At 51.0% G+C, this 25181-nt stretch carries 17 protein-coding genes; 15 read left to right on the top strand and 2 right to left on the bottom strand.

The window, feature by feature from the left end; all coding sequences use genetic code 11:
• The first annotated feature begins 222 nt into the window (after positions 1-222).
• The 4 genes from GA004_RS09860 to GA004_RS09845 all read left to right on the top strand — a co-directional run bounded on the left by GA004_RS09860 (position 223) and on the right by GA004_RS09845 (position 3610).
• Positions 223-495 carry a hypothetical protein gene (locus tag GA004_RS09860; RefSeq protein WP_283393690.1) on the top strand — a complete coding sequence of 91 codons (273 nt, stop codon included), beginning with the start codon at positions 223-225 and terminating at the stop codon, positions 493-495.
• Complete coding sequence (locus GA004_RS09855; RefSeq protein ID WP_283393689.1) at positions 492-1295, top strand: TatD family hydrolase; 804 nt, start codon at positions 492-494, stop codon at positions 1293-1295. Before GA004_RS09860 ends, GA004_RS09855 begins: the two co-directional genes overlap by 4 nt.
• An 89-nt stretch (positions 1296-1384) precedes the next feature.
• Complete coding sequence (locus GA004_RS09850) at positions 1385-3094, top strand: potassium channel family protein (protein WP_283393688.1); 1710 nt, start codon at positions 1385-1387, stop codon at positions 3092-3094.
• Between the two features lie 228 nt (positions 3095-3322).
• Positions 3323-3610 carry a hypothetical protein gene (locus GA004_RS09845; RefSeq protein ID WP_283393687.1) on the top strand — a complete coding sequence of 96 codons (288 nt, stop codon included), beginning with the start codon at positions 3323-3325 and terminating at the stop codon, positions 3608-3610.
• Between the two features lie 253 nt (positions 3611-3863).
• Here GA004_RS09845 and GA004_RS09840 read toward each other — a convergent pair whose 3' ends face one another.
• Positions 3864-4814: a TIM barrel protein gene (locus GA004_RS09840; protein WP_283393686.1), complete on the bottom strand. Its 951-nt coding sequence runs from the start codon at positions 4812-4814 to the stop codon at positions 3864-3866.
• Between the two features lie 152 nt (positions 4815-4966).
• Here GA004_RS09840 and eboE point away from each other — a divergent pair, with 152 nt between their 5' ends.
• The 4 genes from eboE to GA004_RS09820 all read left to right on the top strand — a co-directional run bounded on the left by eboE (position 4967) and on the right by GA004_RS09820 (position 9969).
• Entirely contained in the window at positions 4967-6142 is a 1176-nt protein-coding gene (gene eboE / locus GA004_RS09835; RefSeq protein ID WP_283393685.1) for a metabolite traffic protein EboE, read from the top strand.
• 416 nt (positions 6143-6558) lie between these two features.
• Entirely contained in the window at positions 6559-7422 is an 864-nt protein-coding gene (locus GA004_RS09830) for a UbiA family prenyltransferase (RefSeq protein ID WP_283393684.1), read from the top strand.
• Positions 7423-7433: 11 nt separating this feature from the next.
• A complete protein-coding gene (locus GA004_RS09825) occupies positions 7434-8597 on the top strand; it encodes a 3-dehydroquinate synthase (RefSeq protein ID WP_283393683.1) in 1164 nt (387 codons plus the stop codon).
• 4 nt (positions 8598-8601) lie between these two features.
• Positions 8602-9969, top strand: coding sequence for an alkaline phosphatase family protein (locus tag GA004_RS09820; RefSeq protein ID WP_283393682.1), 1368 nt, complete (start codon positions 8602-8604; stop codon positions 9967-9969).
• 132 nt (positions 9970-10101) lie between these two features.
• Here GA004_RS09820 and GA004_RS09815 read toward each other — a convergent pair whose 3' ends face one another.
• The gene (locus tag GA004_RS09815) at positions 10102-11685 is read right to left on the bottom strand and encodes a sulfatase family protein (protein WP_283393681.1); all 1584 of its coding nucleotides are present in this window, start codon (positions 11683-11685) and stop codon (positions 10102-10104) included.
• Positions 11686-12429: 744 nt separating this feature from the next.
• Here GA004_RS09815 and GA004_RS09810 point away from each other — a divergent pair.
• The 7 genes from GA004_RS09810 (at position 12430) to GA004_RS09780 (ending at position 25152) form a co-directional block, all read left to right on the top strand.
• Positions 12430-14049 (top strand): aryl-sulfate sulfotransferase, encoded by a 1620-nt coding sequence (locus GA004_RS09810; RefSeq protein WP_283393680.1) that lies wholly within the window; start codon positions 12430-12432, stop codon positions 14047-14049.
• 945 nt (positions 14050-14994) lie between these two features.
• On the top strand, positions 14995-16440 hold the full coding sequence (locus GA004_RS09805; RefSeq protein WP_283393679.1) for a sulfatase family protein: 1446 nt from the start codon (positions 14995-14997) through the stop codon (positions 16438-16440).
• Between the two features lie 166 nt (positions 16441-16606).
• Positions 16607-20830: a PVC-type heme-binding CxxCH protein gene (locus GA004_RS09800; protein WP_283393678.1), complete on the top strand. Its 4224-nt coding sequence runs from the start codon at positions 16607-16609 to the stop codon at positions 20828-20830.
• Entirely contained in the window at positions 20827-22224 is a 1398-nt protein-coding gene (locus GA004_RS09795; RefSeq protein WP_283393677.1) for a sulfatase family protein, read from the top strand. The genes GA004_RS09800 and GA004_RS09795 overlap by 4 nt, the downstream gene beginning before the upstream one ends.
• A gap of 110 nt (positions 22225-22334) precedes the next feature.
• Complete coding sequence (locus tag GA004_RS09790; RefSeq protein ID WP_283393676.1) at positions 22335-23720, top strand: sulfatase family protein; 1386 nt, start codon at positions 22335-22337, stop codon at positions 23718-23720.
• Between the two features lie 177 nt (positions 23721-23897).
• Complete coding sequence (locus GA004_RS09785) at positions 23898-24161, top strand: hypothetical protein (protein ID WP_283393675.1); 264 nt, start codon at positions 23898-23900, stop codon at positions 24159-24161.
• Positions 24162-24240: 79 nt separating this feature from the next.
• The gene (locus tag GA004_RS09780; RefSeq protein ID WP_283393674.1) at positions 24241-25152 is read left to right on the top strand and encodes a TauD/TfdA dioxygenase family protein; all 912 of its coding nucleotides are present in this window, start codon (positions 24241-24243) and stop codon (positions 25150-25152) included.
• The last annotated feature ends 29 nt before the right edge of the window (positions 25153-25181 follow it).

Below are 25181 nucleotides of genomic sequence, written 5' to 3'. Positions count from 1 at the left end.
GCCTTCTAAAGGGTACGTGAATTAAGCAAATTAGAATTTGAGACGTTGCCATGGGTCTTGATGGACTTGATCAGAGAGCCACTGTCGAAAAGCTCTGTAAAGAGGGTAATTTCTATCGCGAGATTTTGTATTGATGAAGGGCCTTAGTTGGTTTGGTCTAGTGAATTACTTCGCAAACTAACGCCCCTAAAACAAAGTTTGTCTGATATTGTTAATTCTCCTATGAAGCCAAAAGAAAAGCAGAATACCGTTGAGCTCTACTACATTGAGGCTCGTGCCAAACTGATCGACATCGCGGCCTTCATGGACCGTATCGAACGAGACGGGTTTACGGACGATTTTAGATACAAGGCCTTTAAGGATGCTCTAGGCGAATTGGATTCGGAAAACAGGGCTCAAAGAGTGCTGCTTTCCTTAAGCGACCCGACCGAGGAACTGATTCCATTTGCCACCACCAAAGCCGCTTGTGGCGCCTGGCCTGATAAGCCGCAATGAGATACATCGAACCACACGCACACATGGTAAGTCGCACGACTGACGACTACATGGCAATGGTGACTGCTGGATGCAAAGCCGTTTGTGAACCTGCTTTTTGGGCCGGCTTCGATCGAAGTTCGGCGCATGGGTTCTACGACTACTTCTGTCAGTTGACGGATTATGAACCCAAGCGGGCGGCCAAATTTGGACTGCCGCACTTTTCCTGGCTTTGCATCAACCCAAAGGAGTCAGAAGACGTAAAGCTGGCAGACGAGGTGATCGCCCTGATTCCTGAGTTCCTCAAGCGTGAGAATGTTCTGGGGATAGGCGAGATCGGGTTGAACAAGAATAGCCGAAACGAAATGACCGTTTTGGAAAAGCATGTGAATGTGGCGGCCGAGAATGACCAGTTGATCCTCGTTCATACCCCTCATTTGGAGGATAAGCGAAAAGGTACGCAGCTGATTATTGACCTGATCAAGAGCGATTCCCGTATCGATCCAGGCAAAGTGCTCATTGATCACGTAGAGGAGCATACAGCGAAATACGTTATGGATGCAGGGTTTTGGGGTGGACTGACATTGTATCCTGAATCCAAATGCACTTCTGCGAGAGCGATCGATATCCTGGAGAATTTCGGCTCAGAAAGACTCTGGCTGAATTCCGCCTGCGATTGGGGTGTGAGTGTTCCATTGGCGGTCCCTTATGCGGCCCATGAGATGCGCCGCCGTGGCTACGATGACGACGCCATCGATCAGGTCTTTTATCGTAATCCTGTTAAATTCCTGAGACAGTGCCCGAATTTCGCTATAAGGTAGCGGATCATTCCAGTCTTGTCTCGATCTCTTAGATCGAAATAACAGATTTTGTTATTTAGAATTGAACCATTGAGTCTGCCGCAAAAACTTTGAAATTCCTCACCTCCAGTGTAGCTGCTATGAAAGCGGGTGAATCCGGTCGGCGCAATATACGACTGCTCAGTCGCTTCCTGCTAACCCTAGCAGGGATGGTGATCGTGTTCACCATCGTGTTCCACACACTGATGGCCTGGGAAGGACAAGAACATTCTTGGCTAACTGGATTTTATTGGTCTTTCACGGTAATGTCTACGCTTGGTTTTGGCGACATTACCTTTCAATCGGATATTGGGCGTATTTTCTCCATTTTCGTTCTGCTCTCGGGTGTCATATTTTTGCTGATTTTGCTCCCGTTTACGTTGATTGAGTTTTTCTACGCACCGTGGGTGGAAAGCCGTTCAAGACGGATCATCCAGCACAGCCTTCCAGATACGGTATCAGGTCATGCCATTCTGCTCAGCTATGACTCGATCTCGAGTACTCTGATCGAGAAGCTCGATCGATTTGGGGATCAATACGCCTTGCTCACGAGTGATACTGAGGAATGCGTTCGATTGATCGACCAAGGGATCAATGCATTCGTCGGCGACCCAAGCATTGAGTCGACCTACAAGCGATTGCGTCTCGAGCACGCGGCGATCGTTGCCCTAACGGGATCCGATTTCGAAAATGCTCGCCTGGCTTTTACGATTAAGGCGCTCAATCCCCAGATTCCCATCATTTCGGCAGCCGATTCGAAATCGTCTAGTGAGGTGATTCGCCTTTCCGGGGCCAACAAAGCATTTCAGCTAGGGAATATCGTGGGTGAGGCTTTAGCGCGCAGGGCCTACGGTGGAGACTCGCTCAGTCACGTTGTCGCTAGTTTCGATGAACTCCTGATAGTCGAGGCCATCGCGGACTCGCCTGAGCTGGTTGGGAAGACACTTGCCGAGGCGAATCTCCGCAAAAGCGCGGGCGTAAATATAATTGGATTTTGGGAACGAGGTGAATTCACAATCAGTGCCCCAGATGCGGTGATCAACCCCAATTCAGTGCTGCTGCTAGCCGGATCCAAGGAGACGCTGGCTCGGTTTGATTCGAAGTACCGAAATGCCGATAACCGGGAAGGCCACACAGTGGTCATCGGAGCGGGACGAGTGGGCACGGCGGTTTGTGAAACGCTAGCTTCGAATAACACCAATTACAAAATCGTGGACCGTTCTCCTCATGCGCTCAAGCCGTTCGGGGACAAGGGAGTGATTGGGGATGCATCGACCTTCGAGACCTTGAACATGGCGGGAATCATTGAGGCCCGCACGGTCATAATCACTTCACATGATGATGATCTCGAGGTTTATCTGACCATTTTCTGCCGCAAGCTCCGACCGGATATACAGATAATTTGTCGGGCTACCGAGGTACGAACGATATCTGAATTACACCGGGCTGGGGCAGATATCGTGCTTTCCTATGCATCGATGGGAGCGAATATCCTATTCAATTTTCTCAAGCACAGTGATATCCTAATGGTGGCTGAAGGCTTGGACATTTTCCGAGTAAAAGCGCCAGAGTCCTTGCACGGGAAGACGCTGGGTGAAATGAATTTGAGAGTGAGTACGGGTTGCAATGTCATTGCGATTCGAGGTGAGGATGGTTTGCAAGCGCCTCCACGCCCGAGCATTCCGATTAAGCCAGACGATGAACTCATTCTGATCAGCGATACAGAATCCGAGCGCCTGTTTTGTGAGCTCCACCCACCTTCTATCAGCGAAGGAAGTTAGGCTTCGGGAATTTCTTCTACGGTTAGGACCGAATTAAGTCCTGGAAAACCAGTATTCCAATCTGCAAAAGCATTGAGGATCATATCCGGACAAACGTTCCGAGTTTCGCCAGAAAACCTTTGGTAAATCATTCATGATCCGGGCAACATGCCTGCCAGGAATGAGAAATGCGTGGAATGTGCAAGCACCGGAATAGGGGAAGGGAGTCGCTTCAACGCTGTTTTCGAAATGTCAGGAAAGCGAGGCAACGCCCAAGGGGAGGTGATAGATTACGTCTTCGACAAGAGGATCCGTTATCGATACCGATACGTAGACGACTCTAAAACGGGAAGCGTTGAGGAGACGTACGATATTTCGAAGTTTGGGCCGGATCGGTCCAATATAGAGCACGTGGTAAATTTGAAGCATACGGCCTTACCCTTTTGGGCGAAACTTCTGGCGCTTGTTTTGGAGAAGTTTGGCAAGAAGATGGGGAAAGGTCCTCTTGATGGAATCGAGGAATTACTGAAAGCCTGACCTTACTTTATTCCCTTCAGGTAACGGCCTCGAACCTCATAACAGGCGTAGCCTGAAAGGCGAAGACTATTGTCGCAGACCCCCGCTATTGCGGTCTTTGGTAGTGGACGATCTCCGAGCACCCATCCGATATAGATGAGCCAATGGGTGCTCCGAGATCGCCGGCGGTAAGCGGAAATATTTCTCAGAAGATATTAGGGGCGATGTTCAAGTGCTGAAGGGTTTGCTTGAATCCCATTGGACCCTGATGGATTTAGAGGCTGTAGCTGAAAGCGTTTCGTAGGAGCTCTAAGCTTTTGGGGATAGCCGTTCGGTAGCCTTCCATTCCCTCAAACTCCAAGGAGACCCATCCGCGGTAGTCATGCTTGTGCAGCATCTGGGCGATTTTTGGGTAGTCGATATCGAGCTCGTACCATTGGCCTCCACCGTAATAGGTCTTGGCCTGAACAAAGTAGGCATGTGGGGCGAGGGCTTCCAGTTGCGCGTCCCGGTTCTCCAGAAAATTTCCCGTATCGAGCGTCACTTGAAGCCAAGGCGAGTCGACGGTATCCACGATCCGCATGACGCCCTCGGCGGTGAGACCCAGTCCCCAGTGATTTTCCAGCCCCATGACTACGCCCAGTTTCTCCGCAGTCGGAATACACTTTTCAATGGCTTCTATAACCCACGGAAAGCCGTCATCATCAGTGTAGCCATCTAGGGGAGGTTCTTTGCCTTTATTAGCCATTAGTTCGTCAAAACTGCCGGAGGTGCCCCAACGGCCCGTATTGACCCGCATAGCTGGAATGCCGAGGCGGGCACAGAGTTCCAGTTGGCTGATCGTCAAATCGATGTTGTGCTGACGTTTTTCCCGATCTGGGGTAACAAATCCTTGATGGGTGGACAAGCCGCAGAGCGGAAGACCTAAGCGCGTCGCGTGGCGCTTCAGGGACTGAACGTAGCTATTGGAAAGCAGATCGTTTTGCTCAAACTGGTAGAGTAAAAGTTCAACGCCATCGAAGCCAAATTCACTCGCAAGATCGATGCACTTGTGTAGATCACGGAACGCGTCGTTGCGAAAACGCCAAAGGGAATAGGTCGAGAGCGCTATCGGATTGGTTCGGGTCTGCTTTGCCTTTCCGAGATGGTCTCCTTGAACTGAAAGGGGCAACGCGGCAGCCGCGGTTACGGCGATGGATGATTGAAGAAATTTTCTGCGCTTCATAGGGGATAGGCAGTCTTTGAAAAATTGCCCCTCTCAGCAAGAGTCTTTCTCGGTAGGGGCCAAAAGCGGCCTGGTGAATGCTTAGATGGGAGAACATTCCGCTTTACTACCTCGGGGTCGGGGTTTTTCGTGGGCGAGTTTTCTGCAACCGAATGAAGCTAGCCAACAACAGTCACCTCGCTTATTGTACTAACATCCATCGCGGAAGCTCCTGGGCGGAAACGCTTCAGTCGCTTGACCAGTATACCCTGCGAGTGCGTGAAAGGGTCTGTCCAAAGGATCCGTATGCGATTGGCCTGCGCCTGAGCGCTCCGGCAGCACGCGAACTGTCTGCCCCTTCCAATCTACTGGCCTTTAAAAAGTGGCTCGATGAGCGCGAATGCTACGTGTTCACGATCAATGGGTTTCCTTACGGCGATTTTCACGGGACTCGAGTAAAGGAGGACGTTTACCGGCCCGACTGGACGACGCTGGAAAGGCTAGAGTACACAAAGCTGCTTTTCAACCTGATTTGCGACATTGCGCCCGAGGGCATGGAGGCGAGCATAAGTACCGTGCCGGGATCGTTCAAGCGATTCATCACATCGCAGGACCAGTTGGTGGCCATGCTCGAAAATCTTTCAAAGTGCGCGGAGTACATCGAGCAATTGAGCGAGAGGACGGGAAGGGATCTGCATCTCGGACTGGAGCCTGAGCCGTTGTGCTTGTTTGAGACCAGTAGCGAAACGGCCGATTTCATGGATAATTTGCTGACGGCTGAATTGGCCGATCGTGATTTGCTACTGAGAAGGCTGGGCGTGAACTACGATGCGTGCCATCTAGCGGTCGAGTACGAGTCCGCAGAAGAGTCGCTAGGGCACCTGATTGATCGCGGGATCCGGATCAGCAAGATTCACTTGAGCTCCGCATTGAAAGTTGCAGATTTTTCAGAGCCGACACTAAAGATGCTCGAGGGGTTTTGTGAACCCGTATATCTGCATCAAGTCGTCGCTCGCAAGGGCTCCGAGGCATTGGTGCGGTACGAGGACCTCGATGTGGCGCTCCAGGCCAGGCGAAAAGGAGAGGATACTGCGGACGAGTGGCGCATCCATTTCCACATACCCCTTCATCACTCTCCGGGGTACCCTCTGGAGTCAACGAGCGACCACATCTCAAGCGTCCTAGACATTCTGAAGAATAAGCCCGAAATATGCCACCATTTCGAAATGGAGACATATACTTGGGAAGTGCTCCCGGGGGGATTAGGAACGAGTGACGTCGTCGACCAGCTAGTGCGCGAGTATATTTGGACGCTAGGGGAGTTCGCCTCGCGAGGAATTGGAAGGTAAAGAGCGACTGGGGCAGTGAAGATTCTCTGTATGTCTGACGCTTTTGTTAGGGACGGTCCTTTATCGGGCTTTTTTGAGACCTTTCTCTAGTCGAGTAGGGTAGCAAATGTGCATTCTTTGCATAAGGTAGTGGGAATCCGCTGGAGATTGTGCAGATCGGGCACGGATGTTAGATTTTCGCTGGTCGCTAACGTTTGCGAAACTCGTTGTGGATTTACGCCACGCAAGAAAATTTGCGACACTGTCGTTTAATTCCGACAGGCTAGGCATGGGCGCGACATCCTATTGGCTTCTCGCCACGGTATTTGCCTCATTTCGGGTCTTCAGGCGTAAATACCTGCTATTTAGGAGCTAAGAGATTCACATTTCTTGAAATTGTGCTCGCCCGGCAGTGAAAATGCCTTTGCTCTGGCCTAATGGTAAATACACGCGCGTTACTGGTCTTGGGACGTGTGTCAAACCTCTCGACGGTTTGGTCTAACTGCTTGTGCGCCTGGGTCCTCGGTGGAACGGGGCAAGGAAGCGTTTTCACTGCCCTCCTTTTAGGCTCGAGTCTCATGTATGTTGGCGGGATGTACTTGAACGACTATTGCGATGTGAAATTCGACAAGGAGTTTAGACCAGAAAGGCCGATTCCCTCGGGACACGTTTCGCAGCGAGCCGTCCTCCTCCTGACACTTGGACTACTCGGATCTGGATATGCTCTTGTTGCCTGGGTAAATCTTCAAGTGGCTTTATTGGGCGCCCTGCTCCTATCTCTCATTGTGGCGTACAATATTGTGCACAAAAAGACGGGTTTCGGAGTTGCGCTTATGGCAGGATGCCGAACTGGGGTGTACCTGATGGTAGGGGCGGCATCGCTTGGCGGATTGAATTCCGAGGTCGTGTGGGCTGGTATTCTGATGTTTCTGTACGTGCTTGGAATCACCTGTCTCGCTCGGACGGAGTCAACGGGCGGGGCACTTTCAAAGACCGGGCTTATTGCGATTCTAGTGCCACTAGTTGGAGTCCTTCTTGCAGGGGCCATGAATTCGCTTTGGATCGGAGTGCTCTTGAGTTCTGGCACTCTTGCCGGATGGATCTACTTTGCGTTTTCAAAGGCAAAAGTGAACGGTCGCTTAATCGCAGGGAAGACGATCGGGCCCCTCTTGGCTGGCATTTGCCTCGTAGACTGGGCGATTCTCAGCAGTATGCGTCAATTTTCTTTAACGACAGGGGGATTTCTGGTGGCTTTTTTCCTGTTCGCCGTTATCGCTCAACGCCGCATTCCTGCGACCTGACTTTTGTTAAAATGCCCGAATTTCCTCACATAGAGTATCCCATTCACATCCCCTACAATCTCCGGGTGTACTTCACCCAAAGAGCGTTCGATGTGGAGAATCCGCTTTTTCGTGATCTCGCCTGTTCGAAAGAAAGCGGAAACCGTCGCAAGGCCCTGTTTTATGTCGACGAAGCGGTGAGCCAATCAAATCCGGGACTGGCCGACGAGATCGCGAGCTATTTCGACCACTACAGCGAGGAGCTAAGGCTGATGGGGGTAAACGTTCTCCCTGGAGGAGAATCTCTGAAGAACGATGACAAGTGCCTCGATCGAATCTACGCGGATATCGAACGGAGCAAGATCTGTCGCCACAGCTACATCGTCGCGATCGGGGGAGGGGCCTTGCTGGATACTGTCGGATTTGCGGCGGCGACGGCCCATCGGGGAATCCGCCATTTTCGGTTTCCGACAACGACCTTAGGCCAGGCCGATGCGGGAGTCGGGGTTAAGAACGGTATCAATTTTAACCGGAAAAAGAATTTCGTGGGGGCGTTTGCGCCACCGTTTGCGGTGGTGAACGATTTCTCGTTTTTGGATACGCTCCCCGATGTGCACCTTCGCAATGGCTACATTGAGGCGATCAAGGTGGCCCTTATTCGTGACGCTGCGTTTTTCGACTGGATCGAGGAAAATACGGACGCGCTGAATGCCTTTGATCGGAGCGCGATGGAAGAGTTGATCCAAAGGTGCGCCGAGCACCATGTGGCCCATATTGCTACTTCGGGGGACCCATTCGAGATGGGTTCGGTAAGGCCTCTGGACTTCGGCCACTGGGCAGCGCACAAGCTCGAACAGCTTTCCGGTTTCGCGTTGAGTCACGGCGAGGCAGTGGCAATCGGGATCGCAATTGACACGCTGTATTCCGAAGAGATGGGCTACTTGAGTGCCAGCAGCGCCGAACGCATTCTAGCCCTCTTAACAAATCTAAACTTTGAGATCTACTCGGAGCACTTGGAGCGGAAAAATGGTAGTCGTTTCCCTTATGTGCTTGAGGGGCTGGAGGAGTTTCGCGAGCATTTGGGTGGCTTGCTCACGATCACACTTTTAAAGCGCGTGGGTTCCCGGTTTGAGGTGCATGAAATGGATACGGATGTTGTTCTCCGCTCACTGGAACAGCTTAAGAAACTAGGTTAGTGATATGCGTCGAACCGCGGTCCTAAATATTGTCGGTCTGACGGCCTCTCTGATTGACGACCGTACGCCAAACACCAAAGCCTACGTGGATAGGTGCTCGATATCGAAAGTTAAGCCAGCCTTTCCAGCAGTCACCTGTACCGCGCAATCGAATTTCGTCACCGGCAAAACACCCGCATCACATGGAGCGGTCGCCAATGGCTGGTACAATCGGGAGTACAGCGAGGTCAACTTCTGGAAACAGTCGAATCCTATCGTGAAAGGATTGAAAATTTGGGATGAGCTCAAGGGAATCGATCCGAATTTCACCTGCGCGAAAATGTTTTGGTGGTACAATATGTATTCGACCGTTGACTACTCGATAACACCTCGGCCCATGTACCCGGCCGATGGTCGCAAGTTTTTCGATGTTTACACGCATCCGATGGGTATGCGAACCGAAATAAAGCAGGACCTTGGAGCATTTCCTTTTCACACGTTTTGGGGCCCACGAGCGGGAATTGAGAGTTCGCGCTGGATTGCGGAGTCGGCCAAGTGGGTAGAGCGAAAACATGAGCCCACGCTCAACCTAGTCTATCTTCCCCATCTCGACTACAATTTGCAGCGTCTGGGTCCCTCGAATCCCGCTATTAGGGACGACTTAAAGCTCATCGATGAAGTAGCCGGAGACCTGATAACCTTCTTCGAGGAACGCTCTATTCAAGTAGTTTTGCTTTCAGAATATGGGATTAGCGACGTGGACCGTCCGATCCACCTGAATCGGGTATTTAGGGAAAAAGGCTGGATTACAATTAAAGACGAACTGGGACTCGAGCAACTCGATTGCGGGGCCAGCCAGGCTTTTGCGGTTGCGGATCATCAAGTAGCCCACGTGTACGTTAATGACAAGGCTATCCAAGATGAAGTAAGGGCGGTTTTGGAATCCATTGAAGGAGTTGATTCGGTACTCGATGAAGACGGGAAACGGGAAGCGGGAAACGACCACGAGCGAGCCGGGGATTTCGTAGCGGTTTCGGATTCGAGGAGTTGGTTCACTTACTATTATTGGTTAGACGACGCGGTTGCTCCTGACTTTGCTCGCTGCGTCGATATTCATCGGAAAATTGGGTACGACCCAGTCGAGCTTTTTATCGATCCCAAGTTAAAAATGCCGAAACTAAAGATTGCCGCATTTCTCTTTAAAAAGAAACTTGGTATTCGAGGGTTGCTGAATGTAATTCCTCTGGATGCCTGGCTCGTCAAAGGGTCTCACGGGCGCATTCCCGAGGATATGAGCGAATGGCCAGTATTTGTGTCACCAGTGGGAGCTGAAAGTGTGAAGGAGTCCACGGATATTTACGGCGCCATCCGGGACGCGGTGGCAGGGCAATAAGGGATTCTGGCTCGGGCTTCTTGGCAGAGACGACCGGCTCGGTTGTCCTTCCTAGAATTTAGGAGGACCGAACCCTGATGAGTAAGCGGTCTCGTTAGTCTAGCTTTTGCTCATTCCTTTTGGGGGTTGGCATTATTGCCAACTAGCCAGAGAGCGCTCTACGGGGGCCGTACGATTTCCGTTTTTTACGCGATTGAGCAGGCGAGTAAGTTCGGCAACAATTTCTGGACGTTCTGCATATAGGTTGGATGATTCTCTTACGTCATTTTTAATATGGAAAAGCTGGCCGATGGGTTGGGACCCATCGTATGGTCCTCTCGCTCGACCTCCATGGTAGGATGGGATTAATTTCCATGGACCTTTTCTGATGGCGATGATGCCACTGGAGCTGTCATTCAGCAAGATCTTGCGTTGGGCTTGTCGAGGTTCCAAATCTAGCAGAGCCGGGAGAAAGCTGAAGCTGTCTTCCGCAGAATCGATGGGTAACTTTTCTTCAAACAGGTCTGCAAAGGTTGCGATCAGATCCTGGAGGGCGATGACCGTGCTACTTTCAGTGCCTGCTTCGATCTTGCCCGGCCAGCGTGCTAGGAAGGGGACGCGGTTGCCACCTTCGTAAGCGGTCCCCTTCTGGCCGCGCAGGGGACCATTTATAAAGTGTCCTTGGTCTTGGGCGTAATCGATTGGTTCATAACGAATCACGCCTCCATTGTCGCTACTGAACAAAACCAAGGTATTATCTCTAAGGCCTTTGTCATCCAGTGCCTCTAAGATTCGCCCCACCGAAGCATCAAACTCGTTGATAAAGTCTCCACGTTTTCCAATTTCGCTAGTGTTATTGAATTTTGGGTCTGGAATCAGCGGTCCGTGAATATTACGATGGCATACATAAAGAAAAAAGGGGTTGTCAGCCTCGACCTCTTCTAAATATTGGACAGTCCGATCGGTTAGGCTATTTGATAGGTCTTCGTGCTTATACAGTGCTGAGATGCCGCCTTTGGAATCGAGTCGAGGATTTTTGGATACTGTGCGCGGACGTTTTAAATAGTTAGTGTAAAAAGGGAGGCGAGTATCTGGGATTATCGTAATGGGGTCCCCCGGACTGAGGTTCAGGACCCTGTGGTTTTCAATAATGAAGTGAGGTCGCTGACCGACATGCGGGAACCCCCAGTAATAATCGAATCCGAGCTCCAGAGGGCCGGGCTTCAATTCTTGGTTGTAGTCAGGCCCAAGGTAACCATCCCAGCCTTGCATATCCGGCGTCCCAAATCCCAAGTGCCATTTTCCCAGGATAGCGGTCGTGTAGCCCTGATCCTTAAACAAATCGGCCAAAGTGTAACGATCGGTTTCTATTAACAAAGGATCATTAGCCCATACAGTAGCCGACTTGGCCCAGGTTCGCCAGCAGTGACGCCCTGTAAGAATATTATAGCGGGTGGGTGTACAGACCGAAGCGGCTGAATGGGCATCCGTAAAACGAAGCCCATCTTCTGCCAGGCTATCAATATGGTGTGTGTTTACTTTGGTAGCACCATAACAACTTAGGTCCCCGTATCCCAAATCGTCTGCGAGAATAAAAACGACATTGGGGCGGTTAGCTGCATTGGATTCGGTAGAGAGCAAAGTAGGCACACACATAACTAGAAACAGCCAAATACATGGTTTAGTTTTGTGCTCCGCAAAATAGGCGGGGAGTATTTGAAAGAGGACGATAATCATAATTCACAATTGGGCTAAGAACGGAATCGCTGCAATCGTTTGATGGGTAAAAATCTGAGCTCCTGAAAGACAGGTAATTTGTCCGGGAAAAAGTATTTTTAAATTCCCGTACTACAATGTGGGCTACAAAAAAAATCCCCAGAAATCTTGGGCTTTGGTGTTCTTTAGATTAACAAAAAGCCTCCGGTTCTGATTAATCGATATGGACTGTTGCAAACAGTTTTTAGTGCTTGCCAAAAATATAACCAATTATGGTCCTTTCCACGCTATCATTACGATCCAGCCGAAGAATACACGTATCAAAGTTTTTCTCGTCTCCGCATCGTCCCCATAAACTATCTTTTCCTCTCAATCTATCTCCTCTGGGAGGTTTTTAACTCCTTTTTTTGGCAATCTCCTCAAGCAGCCTGTTCTGACCGTGACGTAGGCCATACATTCCTGTCAAAGCCCGAGAATTTAGCCTCCCTTTTTTAAAAAGTGTATTTTGGGGAACGCAATGGCGGAACGCCTCGTAGACGGTCGTGGGTATTCCCCTTAGTGAACCAGGGTATGTTTTTGAAATTTCTGGATCGTAAGTGGCGTTTAGGTAACGACAGGGGAGGACGACAGCGAGCGAGTCGTCAAACGTTTATGCTCTCGACTTTGCCATTATCCCTATATTTTTTGGGGTGTACTAGTTGCTTCGGCTATAACCAGCCTCCATCAAATTTTTAAAAAATGACACATCTCAAATCAACGCATAAAATGATTTTCTTGGCTTTACTGCCACTTTTGCTTACGGCCTGCAGCCAGCCAGGGCCTTCCATCGTTGATATTAGCCTGGTGCAAAATCCTAATCCTACTGTGCCACTCGCAGCCGTGCTCAGTTTGTCGGCTAACCAACCGGTGACTTTGACCATAAACATAGACGATGGTGACCGGCAATGGACGATTGAGCCGAGCTCGGATCGCTCTACTACATTTGAGGTTCCTGTGATTGGGCTGCGCACCGCACGAAGTCATATAATAACCGCCAAAGTAACGAACGCGGGAGGAAGCTCTGCCACCTCTGCTGCGATAACCTTTGAAACACCTCCGCTCCCGGATATTTTTCCAATACCCAAAGTGGTTGTGAATAAGCCTGATGAGATGGAGCCCGGAGTGACCTTGTTTAATGTCAATGGGCGTTGGAATGCTGAAGGAGACGCAGAACCTGCCGTCTTTGCACCCGCCGTTATCGTTAATAATCTAGGTGAAGTTATTTGGTACTATTTGCCCGAAGACCATAAAATCCATGACGTTCGTCAAATGCCAGACGGCAACTTTATTTACGAAATATGGCCGGGGACTGGTGGCATGGTTGAGATCGACGTTCTGGGTAATATTTTACGGCGCTGGCATTTCACTGGAACCGCCACGAATATAGCCGAAGGCAGCATCCCTGTGGAAACCGGGTCATTCCATCACGACTTCACCAGCCTTCCGAATGGAAACATCCTGCTACTCAGTAATGAGAACCGGGTCATGGAAAACTGGTATACGAGCGAAACGGATGCAGATGCGGCGAGAGCGACCGCCAATGTCTTGGGTGATGTCATTATCGAAATGAACCTCGTTGGTGATGTGCTTAGAGAGTGGAAACTGCATGATATTCTCGATCCTTACCGTATCGGCTACAGCTCGCTTGGCACTGGCTTTTGGAGGGCACACTACGAGGAAAAACTCGGTGGTCCTGCCCGTGACTGGACTCATGGAAATGCGATCATTTATGAAGAAGACGACAACTCGTTTCTCGTGTCTGTGCCCTATCAGGACGCGGTTATAAAGGTTAGTATGGATACTGGCGAGCTCGTCTGGATCCTCGGAAATCATGACAACTGGAAAGAGCCTTGGAGTGATAAGCTGCTAACGCCTGTCGGTGATCTCGAGTGGTCGTACAAACATCACGCTATTTCTCATACCGAAAACGGAACCTATCTGCTTTTTGATAACGGTGTCGCACGGAGTTCGCCCTTTAATGAGAAGATGGCGCTCGTAGACAGCTATTCTCGAGCCGTTGAATACTCTGTTAACGAAGAGACTATGGAAGTCTCGCAAGTCTGGAGCTATGGTCCCAAGGATGAACATTTTTATGCTCGTTATTTGGGCGACGTAGACTGGCAACCGAAGACTGATAATATCCTAATCACCATTGGCGGGCAGGAGTCAGACCCAGAAGGTAATAACGCTGGACGTGCACCAGATACACAACGCTGGGCTCGTTTGTTAGAAGTTACTCATGAGACTCCCTCTGAAGTTGTTTGGGATATGCGTCTGCAAGATACCGGATTAGGTTGGGCAATTTATCGCGGTGAACGATTGCCGGCTCTCTATCCCGATCGCTAAGACTCCCAATCTACTCAAAGTTTTAAAACGGATCGAGACTGGGTAGTCTCTCCAGTTGAAAACTGGGCTACACACCCTGCCGTTAATAGCTGATTATGAGCTCGAAGACCTCCTAGGCCGTTGTTTTGCGGGTCCCTTTTTCTAGGCAAGTGATTGGTTCAAAGTCACCTACCGTTGAAGCCATATGAACAGAAAGCACTGAATCTTCCGATTATATCTGGCTGAATTCCTCAGTCATAGCGTTACTGCGGTCCTCCCTGATCTCAGACCGAGCGATGCCTGAAGTCTGCTGCATTTCAATGATCAGGAATCAAGGCCAGCGATTAACGCTACGTTAACAAGAGCTGTGGTGATAGATAAGATAGTGTTACATTTCAGCATGCCGTCAGGTTAGTCAGGACACCTGATAATAAATTGACTGAAAAATATTAAGACCATGAATGGCGGTCATTATCGACGGGCGAAGAGATTATTTTTTATCCGAATTTACCCAGCATCTAGATTTGCTTTCTGAGGCCAAGATAAGACATCTGGCTGGTGAGAGCCCAGAAACTCGGGATGCTTAATCTGGAGGGGAGTCGGGCCGATCGCGGTAGATGTAAATTGAGCCGAAGAAACCTTTAAGAAGCAGGCTAATATTGTGCAGTTGTATCGAATTTTCAGAGGAAATGCTCTGGGTGAAACCATTAGCCTCGCAGTTTGGAGGTGCCATCGATTTCGTGACGGAGTAAAGGATGCTGTGCACCCTCAAACGTTTAGCTGAATCGGATGGATCACATTGATTCGAGGACGGTCCCCTGCTGGCGAATGAATTATTGTCAGAACTTGTTTGCGGACGTGAAGCGATTTTAGAATAAGTAGTTTTGTATTGGCCGGTCCTGAGAGGACTGCTCAAATTGAATTTAGTTGATCGTAGTAGGGGAAATCAAAATTTATATAGCTGCTATGCGTGTCTGCCTACTGATTACATTCGCTCTTATTGAGGCGGTTTCGCTCTTCTCCAGCCCTCGTCCGGCTTTAGAGCGACCGAACGTAGTGATCTTGTTTTTGGACGATTGTGGATACGGGGACTTTTCTCATACGGGGAATCCGAGTATCCACACGCCGAACATCTCGCAACTCGTCTCTGAAGGTCTCAATTTCCCTCAATTTTACACGGCCTCTCCGGCTTGTTCCGCCTCGCGCTACGCGCTCTTGACCGGTCGCAATCCGGCTCGGTCTGGATTTAATTGGGTGTTGGGGCCCGAGGCGGAAAAGCATATCCATACGAAGGAGATCACACTGGCGGAGGGGTTGAAATCTGCCGGATATTCAACCGCCATGTTCGGCAAGTGGCATTTGGGGAACCCCAACGAGGCAAATGGGTTTACCTCTAATGCTCTGCCGCTCGCCCATGGATTTGACTACTGGATTGGTTCGAACGTGTCCAATGACTACGATCCGGGCGCGAACTTGATCCGGAGCAAAGCGGGAGGAACCTCACCGGCTCCTGGATATGAAATCATCGAGAAAAACTATGCGAGGAATCAGGAACTGCAGGGATCGCTGACTGCCCGGTATACGGACGAAGCGATATCTTTCATACGGAACAATCGGGAAAATCCTTTTTTCGCCTACTTGGCCTACGGCATGCCTCATCTCCCAGTACACGCATCCAAGGAGGCGATAGGGAAGTCGAAACGCGGGCTGTATGGGGATGTGATCGAGGAAATCGACGCCAATGTTGGGCGGCTTCGCTCATTGCTCGACGAACTCGAATTGGCGGAGAACACGCTAATCGTTTTCACGTCCGACAACGGTCCCTGGATTCGATTCCAGGAAACGGCCGAGCACGAAATGTATGGGGAGGCCCGATTGAATATTGGCTCGGCTTTGCCCTTTCGGGACGGCAAGGGATCGACTTGGGAGGGAGGCGTTCGTGTTCCGGGGGTCTTCTGGTGGCCGGGTGTCATTGAACCGGCAACGGTAGTAAGGGAGCCCGCTTGCACCTTTGACGTCCTGCCAACGGTGTTTGCGTATGCGGCAGTGCCGGTCCCAACTGGTCGATCTTTGGACGGACGCGATATTCGTCACTATTTTAACCGGGCCCTTTACTCTGAGAAGGTTGACGACTTTCGGTTTATCTACACCGGAGCCTCGAGAAACGAGGTCTACGGCGTGCGGCGAGGTCCTTGGAAGGCCCATGTGAGACTCTACTCGCAGACGAAGAGTGACTATGGTTTTCAGGCCAACAGGGAAAAACCACTCCTTTTCCAGCTGGAGCACGATCCTTCCGAGCGGTTTGATCGAGCCAGTGAGCGACCGGATATGATCAAGACTCTGATGGGTGAAATTGATCATTTCGAAAGCCATCTTTCGTCGGAAGGCACATTCTGGCAGGAGCGTCCTTAGGCGTTCTAGATGTTTTTATTATGCTGGGCAACAAACCCATTTCCCGGCACGCCCGTAATTCATTGCCCTGCCATTTCGCGTTCAAAAGAGTAGGGCTCGCTAGAGTCCAATTAATGATGGCCAATCGGAATATTCATTGATTCAAGTATTCAATACTTTCCTTCTTATGTTAGATTACCCCCGCCCCTCGCTCGTACTCAAAGCGGCTCTCACTTTAACACTTTGCCTTTCGGGCTTTTTGAAAACGGTTCAGGCCTCTGAAAACCCCGGTTGGAAAAAGCTGACCCTGCACGACGATTTCTTTGCCGAAGGAGCAGGTTTTGGCGATATTGACGGCGATGGGAGAGGGGATCTCGTGAGTGGTCCTTATTGGTGGAAAGGACCCAGCTTCGTAGAGCGATACACCGTTTACAAAGCGGAACCCTTCGATGTTCGAAAATACTCTGATAATTTCTTTTGTTACGTACACGACATTGACGGCGATGGCGACAATGATGTTCTGGTGTACGGGTTTCCCGGGAAAGAGGCTCGTTTGTATTTGAATTCTGGTGATCCGGCCAGCACGAGCGATTGGGAAATGGTGGTCATTGCGGATCAGATTAGCCACGAATCTCCTGATTTTGTTGATATCGTTCCAGGCGGACTTCCGGAAATCGTCTGTTCCAACGACCGTGCTTTTGGCTATTATGAAGCGGGTACGGACCCGACTGAACCCTGGAAATGGAATCCGGTTTCTGAGGCGGGCGAGACGGTGCCCAGGTTCGGTCACGGGTTAGGAACAGGCGATATTGATGGAGACGGGGATCTGGATGTCATCGATCGATACTCGTGGTGGGAAAACCCGGGTACGAGTCGGTCGAGCGGAAGCTGGAAAAAACGGCCCTGGGTATCGGAGCCATACGAGCGCGGTGGGGCCCAGATCCATGTTCACGATGTCGATGGGGACGGTCTTAACGACATCGTTACCTCGCTGAATGGCCATGGATACGGACTGGCTTGGTTTCGGCAGACTCGAGGCAGCGGTGGTTCGACTGCGTTTGAGCGCCACGATATTATAGGGGAAAGCTCAGCCCAGAATCCTTACGGGGTCGCTTTTAGCCAGTTGCACGCGGTCGAGCTCAAGGACATCGATGGAGACGGTTTGAAGGACATTGTAACCGGCAAACGGTGGCACGCTCACTACGGCAAAGATCCGGGCAACAACCAGGAACCCGTGCTTTACTGGTTCCAATGCGTCCGCTCTAGCGATAGCGTGGAGTTCGTACCTTATCGAATCGACAATGGGAGCGGGGTCGGCGTGGACGTGCTTGTAGAAGATTTGAATGGGGACCAGCTCCTCGATGTTGTGAGCGCGAGCAAGAAAGGGGTCAGTATTCATTTTCAAAAAGCGGACATGATGACGAAGGCTCCTATCCTTTGGAAAGTGCCCGGGGGACGCCCCGATACGGAATGGGCGGACAGTCTGGGCCCTGAAGAAGCGGCCCGCAAGATGGAGGTGCCGGAAGGGTTCCACGTTGATTTGATCGCCTCGGAACCAGATATATTCCAGCCCATCGCCATGTGTTTCGACGCTCGTGGACGTATTTGGGCAGTGGAAGGAAAAACGTATCCGCAGCGATCCCTAGGCGAAAAGGGAGACGACCGAATCCTAATCTTCGAGGACCAGGATGGCGATGGCGATTTTGAAACGAAAAAAACCTTCATGGAAAACCTCAATTTGGTGAGTGGAATTGAAGTTGGATTTGGTGGTGTGTGGATAGGGGCAGCTCCCTATTTGCTCTTTATCCCGGATGCTAACGGCGACGATGTGCCTGATGGCGTTCCTGAGATCCTGCTGGACGGCTGGGGCTATGAGGACACGCACGAGACACTAAACAGTTTTACCTGGGGGCCGGACGGTTGGCTTTATGGCTGCCACGGCGTGTTCACGCACTCGAAAGTGGGCAAACCCGGAACGCCCGAAGCAGAGCGGGATCCCATCAACGCCGGTATTTGGCGCTACCACCCGACGCGCCACGAGTTCGAGGTCTTTGCCTGGGGAACCAGCAATCCGTGGGGGTTAGATTTTGATGAAAACGGAGACTGGTTCGCAACCGCGTGTGTTATACCTCACTACTATCAGATTACTCAAGGCGGGCGCTATTTTCGTCAGGCCGGACAGCATTTTAACCCCTATGTTTACGACGATATTGAGACCATCTCAGATCATCTGCATTACGGCGATGGCACCTTCGCTTCGATGAAGGGCGACGGTAGGGTGGATCGGGCTTTGCAGCGCGAAAAAGCGGCGGATACCTCAGCGCTAGGGGGCGGACACGCTCATTGTGGACTGGTCATCTATCAAGCGGAGACGTTTCCCGAGGAGTACCGGGGTGATTCTTTATTCCATAATTTGCATGGGCATCGAATCGTGCGGGAAACGCCCGAGAAAGACGGTTCGGGACACATTATTCGCCACTCCCTAGATTTTGCTTTGGCCAATGATCATGCCTTCATCGGGGTCGCTCTCATGCAAGGACCCGATGGGGCCGTGTATGCGTCTGACTGGCATGATCCGCAAACCTGTCATCACCGCGATCCCCACATATGGGACCGGACGGATGGGCGGATTTTTCGTATTCGTTACGGGGAAAAGGCGACGACGAAGATAGAATTGCCCAGCGCATCCGATCAGCAGCTAGTCAAGCATTTGTCTAATGATAATGCCTTTATGGCACGGCAGGCTCAGCGATTATTGCAAGAACGAGCCCACTCGGAAAATCTGGATGAAACATACGTCGCAAAGGTGCTCAAGGACCTCTTAAATAATCATCCATCCAGAAGCGTTCGTCTTCGGTCGCTGTGGACGATGCAAGTTTGCGAATTGATTAGTCCAAATGAAATGTATTCGCTGCTTCGAGACAGCGATGAGTTTGTCCGCAGCTGGGCCGTCCAGTTTATAACGGAATCGAGTTCGAGGCTGGAAAATAGAATCCTGGGCCAATTTGTGGAGATGGCGAGGAACGAGAAATCGCCGGTAGTTCGCCGGTACTTGGCAGCAGCCTTGCAACGAATTCCCCAGAAGCAGAGATGGGGACTAGTGGAGGCGCTTTCATCGCGACTGGTAGATGTGAACGACCAGAATATTCCCTTGCTCGTCTGGTATGGGACAGAACCATTGATTACTGAGTCGCCCGCCAAAGCGATCGAAATTACGGACCAATCGGCTTGGAGCGAGTTGGGTGCGTTTACGCAACGAAGGGCAGCAGCTTTCGAGCGCGGACGGAACGAGCTTTTGGCCCATGTCTCAAGCTCAGTATCTCCTGCCCAGTTTATCGATCGGTGCCGTCAGTTTCTCACTGCTTTAGGTGAGCAAACGAACTTGGAGCAACCTGAATCATTAGCGACCTTTATCGCCAGTGGCCGTAATCTGGATAATGACCAAGTGGATATAATGATCCTGCACATTCGAGCCCGACTGGGTGATGAAGATGCGTTTCCCTATTGGAGAGGTGTTCTAGCGGATGGAAGTCGATTGCCGCGTTTAAGGACGGAAGCATTGGAATTGCTTCAGCTCGGGGGCGATTCGGACGTGGGCGATGTCGCGGCTTCGTTATTGTCTGATCCCGAATTTCGCGGCCCGGCGCTCAAGGCCTTGAAAATGTATCTGGATCTGGAAACGGCGGGGAACTTGGTTATGGCCCTGCCTAATTTCCCCTTAGACCTGAGAAACGAAGGAATCAATCTGCTGGGTTCCAGAGCGGATACAACGATCTTGCTGCTCGATTCAATTCAGTTTGGGAAAGTGGCGTCTTCGCTTGTTTCGCCCGTGCTCATGAGACAGATGAGATCTCACCGAGACGCTCGAATCGATGAACGCATGAATTCAATTTGGGGAGAAATTAAGCCCACCCCTTCCGATATTCCCCGGCAGATCCGTCGCTGGAAGTACGCATTGACTCCTGAGTGGCTGAGTCGGGTCGATTTGTCCTATGGACGTCATGTGTTTGCCAGTACTTGTGGGGCTTGTCACACGCTATTCGACGAGGGGGTTGCTCTCGGACCTGATTTAACGGGTTCCAATCGAGCCAATCTAGACTACATTCTCGAAAACGTGCTGGCACCCAATTCGATTGTCGGGGATGCCTATCAGTTGAATGTGATCACTACGATAGATGGGCGTTCGATTAGCGGAATGGTTTCCAGCAAGGATGATCAAATTATTGAAATCGCCATGGCTGGCGGGGCCACATCCCGAATTCAGGTGAGCGAAATCAAGGAGCGAACGGTTCTTGAGCAATCCATGATGCCAGCGGGTCTCTTCGACGCAATTCCGGAAGATGATGTGGCGGCTCTGGTGGCCTATCTTGCGAGTCCCGTGCAGGTCGAGAAAATGGAGTCAGCGGAATGAAAACGCCTCTCATCTGCCTGCTAACGTTTCTGTCTTCGACGCTTCTCTCAGCTCAAGAGAAGCCAAATGTAATTATCATTTTCTGCGACGACATGGGTTACGCCGACATTGGTCCGTTTGGAGCGGAGGGGTACGAGACCCCGAACCTTGATCGCATGGCGGAAGAGGGGATGCGTTTTACCGATTTTCATGTGGGGGTATCGGTGTGCAGTCCCTCTCGCTCGGCATTGATGACAGGATGCTATCCATTGCGAGTCGGAGTGCCGGGAAACTTTAGCCCACGTTCCGCGACGGGATTGAATCCCGATGAGGTGACGATCGCGGAAATCGTGAAGCAGTCTGGATATGCGACGGCGATGTATGGAAAGTGGCACCTTGGACATAAGCCGGAGTTCCTCCCCACAAGCCAGGGCTTCGATGAATGGTTTGGCCTGCCTTACTCAAATGACATGTGGCCGTATCATCCCGATCCGCGCTACAATTTTCCCGATCTGCCCTTAATGGAGGGCGAGACGATCCTGAACCCAGCCATCCTTCCTAAAGATCAGGTTCACCTCACGACTTGGTATACCGAGCGGACGGTTTCCTTTATCGAAAAAAACAAGGACCACGCATTCTTCATCTACCTGCCGCATGCGATGCCGCATGTACCCCTGTATGCGTCGGATAAATACGCGGGAAAGACGCCGACCGTATATGGCGATATCATTTCGGAAATCGATTGGAGCGTTGGCCAAATTCTGGACGCCTTGCAGCGAACGGGAATCGATGAGAAGACGCTGGTAGTGTTCACCTCAGACAATGGACCGTGGCTGCTCTATGGAAATCATGGGGGGTCGGTGGGCCCGTTGCGCGAAGGCAAGGGGACGCAGTTCGAAGGCGGCTTCCGCGTGCCATGCATCATGCGCTGGCCGGGGACGATTCCAGCGGGACGCGACTGTAATGCCTTGACCGCGACCATGGATCTCCTTCCCACGGTAGCGGCCCTTGCAAGGGTTGAGTTGCCCGCCAAACGAATTATCGATGGAAAAGACATACGGCCGCTTATTTTTGGGGAAGAGCCGAAATCGGCTCTCCGCGAAACCCTTTATTATTATGGGGGGAAAAACTTGCGAGCTGTCCGTAAGGGCCCATGGAAACTCGTCTATCCGCATACCTACTCCGTACCCGGACCTCCTGGAGCAGACGGTATCCATGGCCAGTATGGTAGGCGTACGATCGAAAAGTCTCTTTTCCACTTGGAAACGGATGTGGGCGAAACGAGAAATCTCCTAGCTCACTACCCAGAAGTGGCCCGTGAGCTGGAAGCGCTAGGGGAGAAAGCCCGCCAGGATCTGGGCGATGGGGAACGAGAAGGAGCAAACCGTCGTCCTGCAGGGAAACTGGGTAATTAGGCTAGTTTTGATATCCGAATTCACTATGTCCAATAGACTTAGGCCACGAGGTAACTACCGTTTGTAGGACTCCTTTTTTAATACCTCGCAATAATTTTACCCGGTTCCTCATGAAAAAACTCCTAATTCTGCTGTCCGTTCTTAATCTATTGAGTCTAGATGGCCGGTCTCCCAATTTCGTCGTCATTTTTTGTGACGATTTTGGATACGGTGATCTCGGTTGTTTTGGCAATCCTACCATAAAGACCCCCAACTTGGATCGAATGGCCTCCCAAGGTCAAAAGTGGACTCAATTCTATGTAGCGGATCCCGTTTGTACTCCGAGCCGTGCGGCTTTGCTTACGGGTCGATATCCGATCCGAAATGGAATGACTTCAGGCGAGAGGGTCGTTCTTTTTCCCGATTCTGCGGGCGGCCTACCCGCCAGCGAAATCACGATCGCGGAAGTGTTAAAGGAGAAAGATTACGCCACCGCGGCAATCGGGAAATGGCATCTCGGGCATTTGCCGCAGTATTTGCCCATGGAACATGGTTTCGATTCCTATTACGGAATACCGTATTCAAATGATATGGACTTTGTTAAAGGGGTGCCCAATTACAGAAAGGGGGTAGGTAACCCTAACTTTTATCCGGATATCAAAAACTATAATGTTCCGTTGCTGGAGAATTTGGACGTGATCGAACGTCCTGCTGAACAGAATACGATGACACAACGGTGCACTCTGAAAGCAGTCGACTTTATAGAGGAAAATAAGGATAAGCCCTTCTTTCTCTATCTGGCTCATTCCATGCCGCACATTCCGCTCTTTGTTTCGGAGGAATTTCGGGGGAAGAGTGCGCGCGGACTGTACGGAGACGTGCTGGAAGAGATCGATTGGGGGGTAGGAGAGATTCTCAAGGCGATCAAGGACGAAGGGATCGAAAAGGATACGATTGTGGTATTCACAACGGACAACGGTCCTTGGCTGGCATTCAAAACGCACGGAGGATCCGCGGGACCCCTGCGGGCAGGGAAGGGGACGACCTTTGAAGGCGGCCAGCGGGTGCCAACCATTTTCTGGGGACCTGGCAGAGTTAAACCGGGAACGGTCAGCGAGATGGGTTCTACTCTGGACTTGCTGCCAACCTTTGCCGCCTTAGCGGGCACCAAAACTCCTGCAGACCGAAAGATGGACGGCTATGACCTGTCGCCGGTTTTGTCGGGTGAAGGGAAAAGCCCGCGAGACACATTTTACTATTGGGCCCGAGCCCGATTACATGCGGTCCGATCCGGTCCGTGGAAACTGCATGTGCTGCAGCGCGAACCGATTAATTACGGAAGGTTGGCTCCCATGGAAGGACCTGAGCTCTATCACTTGGAAGCTGACATTTCCGAGGCTTACGATGTGGCCAAAACGCATCCCGAAATTGTGGCAAGGCTTTTGAGGACGATTAAAGCCCATGAATTGGATACAGAGGATTCGTTACCCGATCAGTTAGCAGCTAGGATAAAGTAGCGATCAAATGAAGTTCTTGATTCCCCATGGATTCAAAGCCGCGAAGCATGTCCTATTACCTAATCTGTCGGTGGTTTTGGCTTTGTTCGCTAGGGCACGACGGCCCGGCGTGTCGCATTGGTTGAGCTACTTGCACGGCACGCCGGGGCGTCAGCCCTACCTTGAATCAACCTTTCCGTGAAACACACCTTTTTTCTTTTAGTTCCTCTCCTTTCGTTTTCGCTTTTCGGATCGAAAGCGACTCCTCTCTTCGATCTCAATTCGATACGTGACGCATCGACGCTTGAGGCCGAAATACTAGGTGATTGGCAACTGGCCCAACAGGATGCGTGGGAGAAGACGCCTTTGCAATCCGATTGGGGAAGGGTACAACGCGACCATCTGGATTTTCCCGGAAAGCCTAAACGACTTGATATCGTCACTGTTCGTAGACAAATTTAGAAAGGTTGCCTTTAATCATTTTTGGACCCTATTTGAGTAAACCCCAAACCGTTTAATTTAAACGAGACCCCTAACAATCATGGTACAAAATTCAATAAAATCGCCGGATAAAAGTCTATCATGCTGGTCTTTCAATCGAAGAACACAGTATTCGAGCTTTGAAGCCCAATTGGTTTCGGGTGCACTGGGAGCCGAAATTAGCGGGATCGATATTTCGAAGCGGCTAAGCGAAGAGGTGGTCGCCGACCTGAGACAAGCCTTGCTGGACCATTTGGTGATCTTCTTTCGAGACCAGAATTTGGGACCCGCTCAGCAAATCGCCTTTTCTCGACGGTTCGGTGAACTGGATGAACATGATTTTGTGAAAGGGATGGAAGGCTATCCCGAGTTGATTCGTCTGGTGCGAGAAGCCGATGAAGAAGGAATGAATTTTGGCGGGGTGTGGCATTCGGATGTTACACACATGGAGTGCCCGGCACTAGGTTCTGTGCTTTATGCCCTGGATGTACCTCCCTTCGGCGGCGACACGTTGTTTGCTAACCAGTACCTGGCCTACGAAACACTTTCGCCTGGAATGAAAGAAATGCTCGACGGGCTCACGGCGATTCATTCGGCGGAGGGCCCCTTCGGGCCTCACGGACGGTCGAAAACCAATTGGAAGAACATGCAGGTGGAAACGAGCGAAAAGGCGTTGATCGAGGTGGAACACCCAGTCGTTCGGACACATCCCGAAACGGGACGTAAAGGACTTTTTGTGAATGGAACGTTTACCCTACGCTTCAAGGGGTGGAGCGGTGCCGAGAGCGAACCGCTCTTGAAGTTTCTCTTTCGCCATGCGAGTCTAGAAGCCTTCACCTGTCGTTTTCATTGGCAGCGGGGTTCGGTTGCCTTTTGGGACAATCGAAGTTTGATGCACTTTGCCTTGAATGACTACAACGGATACCGAAGGGAAATGCTGCGATCCACCATCGCGGGGGATCGTCCTTATTGATTTCCGCAGGGAAGCTTAGCCTCTTGACA

This window comes from Candidatus Pelagisphaera phototrophica (assembly GCF_014529625.1).
Classification (GTDB): Bacteria; Verrucomicrobiota; Verrucomicrobiia; order Opitutales; family Opitutaceae; genus Pelagisphaera; species Pelagisphaera phototrophica.
Note: the sequence above shows the minus strand (reverse complement) of the source record. Positions and strands in the feature narration are given on the sequence as shown.